The organism is Brevundimonas sp. GW821-FHT02A10, from assembly GCF_059422025.1.
In genome coordinates, this window is the sequence record NZ_JBWKWC010000001.1 from 365,539 (window position 1) to 378,428 (window position 12,890).

The following is a 12,890-nucleotide window of genomic DNA, read 5'->3' on the forward strand; positions in this document are numbered from 1 at the left end:
GGCCCGGCTGAGCGGGTCGGAGCACACACATCATGAAGATCGCCCAGGTCACTCCGCTTTACGAGGCCGTCCCTCCGAAGCTCTATGGCGGGACCGAACGGGTGGTCGCCCATCTGACCGACGCCCTCGTCGATCTGGGTCATGAGGTGACCTTGTTCGCCAGCGCCGACGCCATCACCAAGGCGCGGCTGATTCCGGTGCGCGATCAGGCCATCCGTCTGGACCCGGCGCCGCTCAAGTCCGATCTGGCGGCTCACCTGACCATGCTGGCCGAGGTGATGGATCGGGTGGACCAGTTCGACGTCATCCACTTCCACACCGACATGATCCACTTCCCGATGTTCCGGAAGTACGCCGACAAGACCCTGACGACCCTGCACGGCCGGCTCGATATGAAGGACCTGACCGAGGTCTATGACCGGTTCACCGAGTTCGGCCTGATCTCCATTTCCGACGACCAGCGCAAGCCGCTGGCCTTCGCCAACTGGAAGGCGACGGTCCATCACGGCATGCCCGCCGAGCAGTATCGCTTCTCGCCGAAATCCGAGGGCTACCTCGCCTTCCTCGGTCGCATCTCCCCGGAGAAGCGCCCCGACCGGGCCATCGAGATCGCGACAAAACTGGGCAAGCGGCTGAAGATGGCGGCCAAGGTCGATGCCGCCGACCGGGTCTATTACGAAGAGAAGATCAAGCCGCTGATCGACGGCAATCCGCTGATCGAGTTCATCGGCGAGATCGGCGACCACCAGAAGTCGGCCTTCCTCGGCGGCGCCGAGGCCCTGCTCTTCCCGATTGACTGGCCCGAACCCTTCGGCCTGGTGATGATCGAGGCCATGGCCTGCGGTACGCCGGTCATCGCCTTCAAATGCGGCTCGACCACGGAGATCATCGAGGACGGCGCCACCGGCTATCTGGTCGATACGATGGAGCAGGCCATCGCTGCCGCCGGTCGGGTCGGTCTGCTGGACCGCGAGGCCGTGCGCGCCCGCTTCGAACTGCGCTTCTCGGCGACCGCCATGGCGCGGCGCTACCTCGACGTCTATGGCGACCTGCTGGCCAAACGGCCCTTCGCCGAGGCCCCGCTCGAGGACGTGGTGACGCCGCTGCGGCCGCTGGACGAACCGCGCAGCTTCGCCGCCGCCGGATAAGGTCCGATCCTTCGCGCGGTCGCTGAACCGTCGCGCTTCTCAGCCATTAGGTCATGAAGCGGACAGTCTAGAGCCGCATTTGGGTGGGACGATTCAGGCGACCCAAAGCCGCGTGCGGAGTTTCCATGGACGACAGCTACTCGGTCCAGACCACGGCCGCTGAGACCGGCGAGACCGGCGGTCTCGACACTCTTCAGGCCCTGAAGGACGGCGACACTTTTCTGGTCGCCGACGGCTGGGGCGACATGAAGGGCGGGGCCGACGGCCTGTTCGACAGCGACACCCGACTGCTGTCCAGGTTCCAGATGACGGCGGGGATGGCCCGGCCCTCGCGGCTGTCGTCCGGGGTGTCGCGCGACAACGTCTTCTTCACCGCCCATTCGACCAACCGGCCCCTCCCCCCGATGGGCGGGCGGTCTGCCCCGGCCGGGGTGATGCATATCGAACGCCGCCGCTTCCTCTGGAACCGGCGGATGTTCGAGCGGGTGCGGATGGTCAACCACGGCGTCGAGGACGTCCTGCTACCGCTGGCCTTCGACTTCGCCGCCGACTTCGCCGACATCTTCCAGGTGCGCGGCACCCTCCGGGAAAAGCGCGGCACGGTGCATACGCCGACGCATGACGGGCGGCGCATCACCTTCCGATACACCGGCCTGGACGACGTCGAGCGGATCAGCTGCCTGTCCTTCTCGGAGCCTCCCGCGCGACTGTCCGCGACCAAGGCGGAGTTCATGTTCAGCCTGCCCAAGGGCAAGCGGATGGACCTGTATATCGAGTGCGGCGGCGAAGCCTGCACCACGCCGGACCCGCTGCGCTGGCGCGAAAACGCCCTGGCCGCCCGGCTGTCGATGCGGCGGCGGCGCAGGCGGGGAGCCTCCCTGCGCGGACCGCGCAGCCCGATGTTCAACGCCTGGCTTGACCAGTCGCGCGCCGACATGGCGCTGCTGACCACTGATCTGCCGACCGGCCCCTATCCCTATGCCGGCACCCCTTGGTTCTCGACCCCGTTCGGCCGCGACGGCATCCTCAGCGCCTGGCAGATGCTGTGGCTGGATCCGTCTCTGGCGCGCGGTGTCCTGACCTATCTGGCCTCGCGTCAGGCGACCGAGGTCTCGGCCTTCCACGACTCGGCGCCCGGCAAGATCATGCACGAGACACGCGGCGGCGAGATGAGCGCCCTGCATGAGGTGCCGTTCGGCCTTTACTACGGCGGGGTCGACACCACCTGTCTGTTCATCGCCCTGGCCGGCGCCTATGCCCGGCGGACCGGCGACCTCGACCTGATCCGCAAGCTCTGGCCCAATCTGGTCGCGGCCTCGGAGTGGATGCGCGACTATGGCGACTCGAACGGCGACGGCCTGATCGACTATGCGCGCGGCGCCGAGACCGGCCTTTCCAACCAGGGCTGGAAGGACTCGGAAGACTCTATCTTCCACCGCGACGGACGCTTCCCCAAGGGGCCGATCGCCCTGCTGGAAGTGCAGGGCTATGCCTATGCCGCCTGGCTGGCCATGGCCGATCTGGGCGCCCGGGTCGGCGACGCCCGCGCCCAGGCCTGGGAGGACCACGCCCACGAGGTCCGCTTCCTGGTGGAGGACAAGTTCTGGATGGAGGACGAGGGCTTCTACGCCATCGCCCTGGACGGGGACGGTGAGCAGTGCCGCTCGATCGGCTCCAACGCTGGACACCTGCTTTTCAGCGGCCTGCCGTCGAAGGCCCGCGCCGAGCGGGTGACCCGCCGCATGCTGTCCAGCGAGTTCCGCAGCGGCTGGGGCCTGAGGACGCTGGCCAAGGGTCAGGCCCGGTTCAATCCGATGAGCTATCACAACGGTTCGGTCTGGCCGCACGACACCTCCATCGGGGTGGCGGGGATGGCGCGTTATGGCGAGCGTGACGCCGTCTCGACCATCCTCGGCGAGATCTACACCGCCGCCAGCCACTTCCAGATGCGCCTGCCCGAGCTGTTTTGCGGCTTTGACCGCGAGCCGGGCGAAGGTCCCATCGCCTATCCGGTCGCCTGCCTGCCCCAGGCCTGGGCGGCGGGCTCGGCCTTCCTGATGCTGCAGTCGTCGCTGGGTGTTGACGTCAACGCTCTCGATGGCGTGGTCACCGTGGCCAACCCGACCCTGCCGGCAGGCGTTGATCGGTTGACGGTGTCGGAGCTGCGTGTCGGAACGTCGAAGGTCGACCTGATCTTCGAACGCATCGGCGAGGGCACAGTCCTGATGCCCAAGGGCAAGCAGGGCGACGTGCGGATCCTGACCTCGCGCTAGACCTCTGCGGCCAGCCCGCGTTCCAGCGCCTTCCTGAACACCGTCGGCAGGGCCTTCAGCGCCTCGGCCTCGGGTGTCCAGACGAAGTCACCACTTCCCGTCGCCACCCGCACCGACAGGGTGAGGCTGAAGTGGGTGAAGACGTGTTCAATGGCCCCCGCTTCGGTCCAGTCCGCGGCGACCGGCGGTGTTTCTGAAGGCGCAGCGGACCAGTCGCTGGTCGGCAGGCCGAGCATGCCGCCGAGCAGGCCCTTGTCCGGCCGCTGGACGAGGGCGACGCGGCCCGCGCCGTCGCGTAGCACCCAGGCGAACCCGTGGCGGTGCGGACGGTCCGCCTTCTTCGTCTTGATCGGATAGCGTTCGGGTTCGCCTGTCCGATAGCCCGCGCACCATTGGCGGATCGGGCAGATCAGGCAGGACGGCGACTTCGGACGGCAGACGGTGGCGCCGAGATCCATCAGGGCCTGGGCCCAATCGCCGGGCCGGTGGGCGTCGACCAGCGAACCGGCGAGCGCTCTCAGTTCGGGTCGCGCGGCAGGAACAGGCGTCTCGACCGCGAACAGCCGGGCCACGACTCGTTCGACATTGCCGTCGACCACATTGGCCTCACGGTCGAAGGCGATGGCGGCGACGGCGGCGGCCGTATAGGCGCCCACCCCGGGCAGGGCCAGCAGCCCCGCTTCCGTATCCGGAAACACCCCGCTGTGCTGACCAGCCACGGCCCGGGCGCAGGCCAGCAGGTTGCGGGCGCGGGCATAGTAGCCGAGCCCTGCCCAGGCGGCCATCAGATCGGCGTCGGCGACGGCGGCCAGATCGTTCACCGTCGGCCAGCGCGCGGTGAAGCTCTCGAAATAGGGCGTGGCATGCGGGACGGTCGTCTGCTGCAGCATCACCTCCGACAGCCAGACCCGGTAGGGATCGGTGCGCTCGGCCGCTCCCGGCGGCGCGCGCCAGGGCAGCGTCCGCGCGCGTTCGTCGTACCAGGCCAGCAAGGCGGCGCGGAGATCGGATTTGTGGAGGGCGACGTCGGGCATCAGTGGCGCTATATAGGGCCATGGCCCGGGACCTGCCCACGGAAAGAGAGGCGCGCGAGATTCTCGCCCGTACGCGCACGCGTCCGGCGCCCCGTCCCGCGCCGCCCGCCGGCCGCGCCCTGACCGGCTTCATCCGGGAGCTGGACGAGAAGTTCGGACGCGGCGCCGGGGCGCTGGAGCCGCGCTGGCGCGAGATCGTCGGCGACCAGCTGGCCCGCGTCACCCGCCCGCAGAAGCTGACCCGCGGCAAAGGCGGCGCCGGTGGGACGCTGGAGCTGCGCGTCGCCGGTCCCGCCGCCCTTCTGGTACAGCATCAGTCGGCCGAGATCCTGTCGCGGGTGAACCTGTTCCTGGGTCCGGGCTCGGTGGACAAGCTGCGCATCGCCCAAGGGCCGGTGAAGCCTCTGGCCACGCCCGCCGCCTCGACCAAGGGCGCGCGTCGCCGGTTCGATCCGCTGGACGCCGGGACCGAGGCCGAACTGACCCAGTCGGTCGCCAAGGCCCCCGACGCCCTCAAGGCCGCCCTCGCCGGCCTGGGCCGGGCGGTGCTTTCCGACGAGGCCAAACAACGCGCCAGACCCCCTCGCCGTTGACAAAACTTCGCCGCACCTGTTCTCGAAAGGTGTCGATGCGCGCCTCCCCGGGGAATCGCGTGATCATCGTTCGTTATTGCCTGTAGAAAGAGCCCATGCGCGCCAGCAAGCCCTTCAAATTCGGATCGATGAGCCGCCGTGCGGCGATCACCGGCGCGGCCCTGGCCGCCATGACCACCCTGGCCGCATGCGGCGGCGGGGGCGGCTATCAGGAGGCCGAGGGCGATATGGGCCTGGGCGCCGCCAAGGGCGCCAAGGTCACCGTCGTCGAGTACGCCTCGGTCACCTGCAGCCACTGCGCTGCCTGGCAGGAAGAGGTCTGGCCCCAGTTCAAGGCCAAGTACGTCGACACCAACAAGGTCCGCTACGTCTTCCGCGAGTTCCCGACCCCGCCGGTGCCGGTCGCCGCCGCCGGCTTCCTGGTCGCGCGCTGCGCCGGTCCGGACAAGTATTTCGACGTGATCCACGAAATCATGGCCAGCCAGGCCGAGATCTTCGGCGGCACGCCGCCGCGCATCACCCTGCTGCGCATCGCACAGGGCGCGGGTCTCAGCGAAGCCCAGTTCGAGGCCTGCGTCACCGACGAAAAGGCCGCCGCCGATCTCGACAAGCGGGTCAAGGCAGGGATCGACGCCGGAGTCAGCGGCACGCCGAGCTTCTTCGTCAATGGTGAGAAGATCGCCGAGCCGAGCCTGGCGAACCTGTCTGCGAAGATCGACGCCGCCCTCGCCAAATGATCCAGAGTTGATCCGGAAACCGCACCCATGAGCTTCACGAAGAAACTGACCGGATCGGCCGTGGCCCTGTTCGCCCTGGCTCTCGCGGCTTGCGGCGGCGGCGGCGGCGACAAGGCCGTCGAGGGCGACATGGCCCTTGGCGCCGCCGACGGCGCCAAGGTCACGGTGATCGAATACGCCTCGCCGACCTGCCCCCACTGCGCCCTTTGGCAGAAGAACACCTGGCCGGCGTTCAAGGCCCGGTACGTCGACACCAACAAGGTCCGCTACATCTTCCGCGAACTGCCGACCCCGCCGGTCGACGTCGCCACGGCGGGCGTCCTGCTGGCCCGCTGCGCCGGTCCGGACAAGTATTTCGACGTCATGCACGAACTGCTGGCCAATCAGGACGAATGGCGTTCCGGCGCCCTGTCGCCCAATGCTTCGCTGGTGAAGACGGCCCAGTCCTTCGGCTTCAGCCAGGAGCAATATACCGCCTGCATCACCAATCCGGACAACGTCGCCGCTCTTGAAAAGCGGATCCAGGCCGCGACCGCCGCAGGCGTCCAGGGTACGCCGACCTTCAAGGTCAACGGCAAGGATGTGATCACGCCCGGAAGCGACGAGGGCACGCAACTGCCCGACCTGGCCAAGGCCATCGACGCGGAACTGGCGAAGTAGGCCGATGCGTCTGTTCCGCGGTCTTTTCCTTGTCCTGACCCTGGCGGCGCCCCTGACCGCCGGCATGGCCGGCATCGCTACACCGGTTCTGGCCGGCGATCTGCCGCCGGTCACCGCCGAGGACCGTGTTCTGGGCCGCGCCGACGCTCCCGTGACGGTGGTGGAATACGCCTCCTTCGTCTGTCCGCACTGCGCGGTCTGGCACAAGGACGTCTATCCGGCCTTCAAGGCGCGCTACATCGACACCGGCAAGGTGAAGTTCGTCTATCGCTCCCTGCCCACCGCGCCCCAGGACTTCGCCATGACCGCAGCCGGCATCGCCCGCTGCTCGCGGCCGGACCGGTTCTTCGCCGTGGTCGATTCCCTCTTCGACGGCCAGCCGGCCTTCTATGCCGGAAGCCGGACCTGGCTCCGCGACGCCGTGACCGTCGGCGGCCGCACCGAGGACGAGATGAAGGCCTGTTTCGCCGATCCCGCCACCAAGACCCGGATCGACGCCGAGATCGCCGGCGCCACGGCCGCCGGTGTCGAAGGCACCCCGACCTTCTTCGTCAACGGCCGCCGGATCGCCGATCCCTCGCTGGACTCCCTTGGCGCCGCGGTCGACGCCGCTCACCGGCCCGGACACTGAACCCATGTCGATGCTCCGCCGACTGATCCTGAGCGTGATGCTGGCGACGCCGCTGCTGGCCGCCCTGCCCTCGCAGGTCTGGGCCGGCACTCTGCCGCGTGTGGGCTCGGCGGATCGGACCATCGGCAATCCGCGCGCCCAGGTGACGGTGGTGGAATACGGCTCCCTTGCCTGCCCCCATTGCGCCGAATGGCAGATGGGCACCTGGTATGCGTTCAAGGAGCGCTTTGTGGACACGGGCCAGGTCCGCTTCGTCTTCCGCGACATGCTGACCGAGCCGGTGACCGAGGCGACCCAGGCCGCAGCCATCGCCCGCTGCTCGGCGCCCGAGCAGTATTTCGAGGTCCTGCACACCTTCTACCGCTGGCAGTCGACGGCCCGGAACTTCGGCCCGGTCAGCGAATGGTACGACCGCGCCATCGCCGTCAGCGGCCGCTCGCGCGACGAGATCAACGCCTGCGTCCAGGACCCGGCGACGATCGCCGCCATCCGCGAGGCCATGACCGGCGGCATCGCGGCGGGCGTGACCAGGACCCCGACCTTCTTCGTCAACGGCAAGGTGGTCGCCGACGGCTCGCTCGAGACCCTGGGCGCCGCCATCGACGCCGCTACCGGCCGCTGACGTCGGGGGCCGGGGACGCGATGCAATTCCAGCGCCTCCGCCTCGTCGGTTTCAAGTCCTTCGTCGATGCGTCGGAGGTCCAGATCGAGCCCGGCCTGACCGGCATCGTCGGCCCCAACGGCTGCGGCAAGTCCAATGTCCTTGAATCGATGCGCTGGGTCATGGGCGCCAACTCGGCCAAGGCCATGCGCGGTCAGGGCATGGACGACGTCATCTTCGCCGGCGCCTCGAACCGGCCGCCGCGCAACCACGCCGAAGTCCAGCTGACCATCGACAATGCGCAACGCCGAGCGCCCCAGCCCTTCACCGACAGTCCGATGCTGGAGGTCTCGCGCCGCATCGACCGGGGCCAGGGCTCGACCTACCGGATCAACGGCAAGGAGGTCCGGGCGCGCGACGTCCAGCTGCTGTTCGCCGACGCCTCGACCGGGGCCAACTCACCCGCCCTCGTGCGTCAAGGCCAGATCTCTGAACTGATCGCCGCCAAGCCCCAGAACCGCCGCCGCATCCTTGAGGAAGCGGGCGGGGTCGCGGGCCTGCACACCCGCCGGCACGAGGCCGAGCTGCGGCTCAAGGCGGCGGAATCCAACCTCGAACGTCTCGACGACATCGGCAAGGAGCTGGAGACGGCCCTGACCCGGCTGAAGCGCGAGGCGCGGCAGGCGGAGAAGTACAAGAAGATTTCGGCCGAGATCCGCGCCCTGCAATCGGCCCTGCTGTTCGTACGCTGGAACGACGCCCGGGTCGCGGCCGAGGCCGCCGCCGGTGAGCTGCGCGAGGCCGACCGGGCCGTGGCCGAGGCGACCGCCGCCGCCGCCGCCGCCCAGACCGCCGCCCTGAAGGCCCAGGAAGGTCTCAAGCCCGCGCGCGAGGAAGACGCCGTCGCCGCCGCCCTGCTGCACCGCGCCAGCCTCGAACGCGACCGGCTGGACATGGCCGAGCAACAGGCCCGGGCGGAGGTCGACCGGCTGAAGGCCGAGGGCGCGCGCATCGCCGCCGACGCCGAACGCGAGGAAAAGATGTCGGAGGACGCGGCCGCCGAGTTGGCGCGCCTGACCGCCGAGCTCGAGACCCTGACCGCCGAGGTCGCCGCCGCCCCCGCGCGCGGGCCCGAGCTGGAAGCCGCCCTCGTCGCCGCCGAGGATGCCCGTCGCGCCGCGGACGCCGAGGTCGAGCGTCTGGCCGGAACACTGGCCGCCGTCGAGGCCCGCGCCAATGCCGAGACCGCCCGCAAACGCGACGCCGAAGCCCGCGTCGCCCGCGCGCGCTCAGGTCTGGATCAAGCGAAGCGGGAACGCGAGGCGCTGGGCCCGATGGAGACGCCGGAACTGGCGACTGCCCGCACGGCGCTGGATGAGGCCACCGCCGCCCTGACCGCCGCCCGCGCCGCTGTTGAGGCCGCTGAGGCCAAACGCGGCGACCTGGCCCGCGCCGAGCAGGAGGCCCGCACCGAGGCCCGCGCTGCCGAGGACAAGCTGGGCCGTCTGCAGACCGAGGCCCGTGGCCTCGCCTCCCTGCTGGTCACCAGCAAGCGCGAGCACGCCCCGGCGCTGGACAAGGTCTCGGCCGACAAGGGCTATGAGGCCGCGCTGGCTGCTGCCCTCGGCGACGATCTGGACGCGGCGCTGGATCCGAAGGCCGCCGCCTATTGGGCCGGCGCCACACCCCCTGCCCCGAACTGGCCCGCCGGCGTCTCGCCCCTGTCCGCCCATGTGAAGGCCCCTGATCAGCTGGCCGCGCGTCTCGCCCTGTGCGGCGTCGCGGACAAGGCAGAGGCGGCGAAGCTGGCCCAGAGCCTGCCGCCCGGCGCCCGTCTGGTGACGAAGGAAGGCGACCTCTATCGCTGGGACGGCTTCGTCTCGCGCGCCGAGGCCCCGCGCCCCGCCGCCGTGCGTCTTGCCCAGCGCGGCCGTCTGGCCGAGCTGGAAGCCGCCATCGACGAGGGCAAGCCAGCGCTGGAGAAGGCTCAATCCGCCCAGAAGGCCGCGACCGAAGCCTTCCGCGCCGCTGAGGAGGCCGTGAAGACCGCCCGCCTCGCCCCCTTCGCCGCCGACAAGACCGTCACCGCCGCCCGCGACAAGGTCGAGAGCCTGAGCCGCGATCAGGCCCGCCGCGAGGCCCGCGCCCAGGCCCTGGACGAAACCCTGGCCCGCCAGACCACCGAGGTCGAGGCCGCCGAAGCCGCCTTGGCCGAAGCCATGTCGGTGGACGCCCCGTCCGAGACCCTGGCCGGGCTGCGCGACGAACTGGCCGCCGCCCGCGCTGCCGCCGACGTCGCCCGCGCCGCCTCCGGTCAGGCGCGCGCCGACCGTGACGCCGAGGCCCGCGAGCGATCAGGCCGCGAAGCCCGCCTGACCAGTCTGACCCGGGAACGCGACGGCTGGGCGACCCGGTCGAAGGACGCCGCCGTCCGCATCAAGACCCTGGCGTCCGACGCCGAGAAATCCGCCGCCCTGCTGAAGCAGGCTTCCGCCGCGCCCGAGGCCCTCGCCGCCCAGCGCTCATCCCTGCTGGATACGCTGACCAGCGCCGAGACCCGCCGCAAGGCTTCCTCGGACGCGCTTGCCGTGGCCGAGGGCGAGGCCGGGGACGCCGACCGCGCTTCCAGAGCCGCCGACGCCGCCGCCTCCTCCGCCCGCGAGGCGCGCGCCGGTCTGTCGGCCCGGGCCGAGGCCGCCGCCGACCGCCTGCTGGACGCCGCCAACACCGTGCGCGAGACGGCCCAGATGGAGCCCGAGGCGCTGGGCCAGAAGCTGATCGACGACGCCATCGCGCGCCCGCCGGACGCCGCCGGCGCCGAGAGCCTGCTCTACGGTCTGGAGCGCGAGCGCGAACAGCTGGGCCCGGTCAATCTGCGCGCCGAGGACGAGGCCGAGGAATACGGCGAACGGCTCAACACCATGCGCATCGAACGCTCGGACCTGACCGGCGCCATCGCCCGCCTGCGCGACGGGATCGACGAGCTGAACGCCGAGGGTCGCGAGCGGTTGATCGCCGCCTTCGACGTCATCAACGACAACTTCAAGAGCCTGTTCGAAGCCTTGTTCGGCGGCGGTCAGGCCGAGCTGAAACTGGTCGAAAGCGACGATCCGCTGGAAGCCGGTCTGGAAATCTTCGCCTGCCCGCCCGGCAAGCGGCTGTCGGTGATGAGCCTGATGTCCGGCGGCGAACAGGCCCTGACGGCGGCGGCCCTGATCTTCGCGGTCTTCCTCGCCAATCCCGCGCCCGTCTGCGTGCTGGACGAGGTCGACGCCCCGCTGGACGACGCCAACGTCGACCGCTTCTGCCGCATGCTGCACGAGATGCGCAGCCGCACCGACACCCGCTTCATCGTCATCACCCACAACCCGGTGACCATGAGCCGGATGGACCGTCTCTACGGCGTCACCATGCCCGAACGCGGCGTCTCCCAACTGGTCAGCGTCGACCTGCACCAGGCCGAGAAGCTGGTGGCGTGACCTTCGTCGATGACGAACCCGAGTGGGATGATGAGGAGGCCGCCGACGCCATGGTCGGCGCCGTCGTCCTGATCGGTATCACGACGCGCCGTCCCGAGGGCGACGAGCAGACCCAGATGCACGGGGTGATCCAGAGCCTCGATCCGCACAACGGCGTCGAGATCATCCTCAGCGGTCAGCGCGAGGGCGAGAGCTACCGCCTGCCACCCGACCTTGGCGCCTTCGAACCGGTCGCGCCGGGCGAATATCGGTTGCGGTCGACGGGCGAGGTTGTGGTCGATCCGGATTTCGTCATCTCATGGACCGTCGAGGCTCCGCCGAACTGACGGAACCCACTTTCCCCTCACTGCTTGAGGCTCCCATGAAGAAAGCCATCGTCACCGGCGCCGCCGGACTTGTCGGAACCGGCCTCTGCGCCGCCCTGATCGAAGCGGGATGGGAGGTCGCGTCTTTCGATCTCAAGCCCGGGCATGATGGCGCGCGGTCCATCATCTGCGACGTCGGCGACGAGGCCTCGGTGCAGGCGGCCTTCGCCGAACTGGGCTGGGAGACGCTGGATCTGCTGGTCAACAATGCGGGCATCGCCTCGCCGAACCGCGGACCGATGGCCGAACTGTCGCTGGCCGACTGGCGCAAGGTGACCGACAGCCACCTGACCGGCGCATTCCTGATGAGCCGTGCAGCCATCCCTCTGCTGAACGAGGGCGGCAGCATCGTCCACATGGTCTCGACCCGGGCCTTCATGTCCGAGCCGGACACCGAGGCCTATGCGGCGTCGAAAGGGGCGATGGTCGCCCTGACCCACGCCATGGCCGTCAGCCTGGGGCCGAAGATCCGCGTCAACGCCGTAGCCCCCGGCTGGATCTCGGACGGCAAGGGCCTGAGCAAGGCCGACAACGCCCAGCATCCGGTCGGCCGCGTCGGCCGACCCGACGACATCGCGGGGGCGGTCCTCTACCTCGCCGAGGCCGGCTTCGTCACCGGCCAGGTCCTGACCGTCGACGGCGGGATGACGAAGAAGATGATCTACGCCGAATAGGGCTCAGGCGGTCGCCATCGCCTTCTCGGTCTCGCGGAACGGCGCCAGCTGATCGGCCAGCGCCCGCTGGAAGGCGGGGCGGGCCTCGGCGCGTTTCACATAGGCGTTGAGCTTCGGGAAGTCGGTCAGGATGTCCGTGTGGCGCAGGTCACGCAGGACGTGGGTCATGATGATGTCGGCGGCCGAGAAGCGGTCGTCGGCGAACCAGCTGCGATCGCTCAGCGCCGCCTGCAGCTCGCCCAGACGACGGCGGACGAACTCCTCAACCTGCGGCCGACGCTCCTGGCCCCAGGCGCTGTCGGCGGCGAACAGGTCGATGGTCGCCAGCTGCCCGACCCAGGGCTCGATCGAGTTGGAGGCAGCGAACAGCCAGCAGGTGACCCGGTCCTTCCCGGCCTCGTCGGAGGGCATCAGCACGTCGGACTTGCGCGCGACGTGCAGAACGATGGCGCAGCTCTCGAACATCTGCAGGTCACCTTCGCGATAGGCCGGGACCTGACCGAAGGGCTGCATCGCCCGGTATTCGGGCGTGCCCTGGTCCTCGAAGCCGATCAGATGCTCGCCATAGGGAATGCCGGCTTCTTCCAGCGCCCAGCGGACACGGATGTCGCGCACGGACCCCTGCGCGAACGGCGGGACCCATTTGAAGGCAGTGACCTGGATCATGGCGGCTCTCCCGGATTGATCTTTTACGT

The 12,890-nt window shown here is 69.6% G+C and carries 12 protein-coding genes; 10 read left to right on the top strand and 2 right to left on the bottom strand.

Annotated features, from left to right (window positions below; genetic code table 11):
- Positions 1–32: 32 nt before the first annotated feature.
- A complete protein-coding gene (locus AC07U0_RS01550) occupies positions 33–1,148 on the top strand; it encodes a glycosyltransferase family 4 protein (RefSeq protein ID WP_494718276.1) in 1,116 nt (371 codons plus the stop codon).
- A 125-nt stretch (positions 1,149–1,273) separates the two neighbouring features.
- Positions 1,274–3,421 (top strand): amylo-alpha-1,6-glucosidase, encoded by a 2,148-nt coding sequence (locus AC07U0_RS01555; protein WP_494718277.1) that lies wholly within the window; start codon positions 1,274–1,276, stop codon positions 3,419–3,421.
- On the opposite strand, the gene mutY is transcribed toward AC07U0_RS01555, so the two are convergent.
- Entirely contained in the window at positions 3,418–4,455 is a 1,038-nt protein-coding gene (mutY, locus tag AC07U0_RS01560; protein ID WP_494718278.1) for an A/G-specific adenine glycosylase, read from the bottom strand. The genes AC07U0_RS01555 and mutY overlap by 4 nt on opposite strands.
- A gap of 20 nt (positions 4,456–4,475) precedes the next feature.
- Here mutY and AC07U0_RS01565 point away from each other — a divergent pair, with 20 nt between their 5' ends.
- From AC07U0_RS01565 to AC07U0_RS01600, 8 genes are all read left to right on the top strand, one after another.
- Positions 4,476–5,048, top strand: coding sequence for a DUF721 domain-containing protein (locus tag AC07U0_RS01565; protein ID WP_494718279.1), 573 nt, complete (start codon positions 4,476–4,478; stop codon positions 5,046–5,048).
- Between the two features lie 95 nt (positions 5,049–5,143).
- A complete protein-coding gene (locus AC07U0_RS01570) occupies positions 5,144–5,785 on the top strand; it encodes a DsbA family protein (RefSeq protein ID WP_494718280.1) in 642 nt (213 codons plus the stop codon).
- 27 nt (positions 5,786–5,812) lie between these two features.
- Complete coding sequence (locus tag AC07U0_RS01575) at positions 5,813–6,445, top strand: DsbA family protein (protein WP_494718281.1); 633 nt, start codon at positions 5,813–5,815, stop codon at positions 6,443–6,445.
- A gap of 4 nt (positions 6,446–6,449) precedes the next feature.
- Positions 6,450–7,076, top strand: coding sequence for a DsbA family protein (locus AC07U0_RS01580; RefSeq protein WP_494718282.1), 627 nt, complete (start codon positions 6,450–6,452; stop codon positions 7,074–7,076).
- Positions 7,077–7,080: 4 nt separating this feature from the next.
- Positions 7,081–7,698, top strand: coding sequence for a DsbA family protein (locus tag AC07U0_RS01585; RefSeq protein ID WP_494718283.1), 618 nt, complete (start codon positions 7,081–7,083; stop codon positions 7,696–7,698).
- A gap of 20 nt (positions 7,699–7,718) precedes the next feature.
- Positions 7,719–11,156 (top strand): chromosome segregation protein SMC, encoded by a 3,438-nt coding sequence (smc, locus tag AC07U0_RS01590; RefSeq protein ID WP_494718284.1) that lies wholly within the window; start codon positions 7,719–7,721, stop codon positions 11,154–11,156.
- The gene (locus AC07U0_RS01595; protein ID WP_494718285.1) at positions 11,153–11,482 is read left to right on the top strand and encodes a hypothetical protein; all 330 of its coding nucleotides are present in this window, start codon (positions 11,153–11,155) and stop codon (positions 11,480–11,482) included. Before smc ends, AC07U0_RS01595 begins: the two co-directional genes overlap by 4 nt.
- A gap of 35 nt (positions 11,483–11,517) precedes the next feature.
- Positions 11,518–12,195, top strand: a complete 678-nt coding sequence (locus tag AC07U0_RS01600; RefSeq protein ID WP_494718286.1) for an SDR family oxidoreductase — start codon at positions 11,518–11,520, stop codon at positions 12,193–12,195.
- A gap of 3 nt (positions 12,196–12,198) precedes the next feature.
- Here AC07U0_RS01600 and AC07U0_RS01605 read toward each other — a convergent pair whose 3' ends face one another.
- Positions 12,199–12,861: a glutathione S-transferase family protein gene (locus tag AC07U0_RS01605; RefSeq protein ID WP_494718287.1), complete on the bottom strand. Its 663-nt coding sequence runs from the start codon at positions 12,859–12,861 to the stop codon at positions 12,199–12,201.
- Between the last annotated feature and the right edge of the window lie 29 nt (positions 12,862–12,890).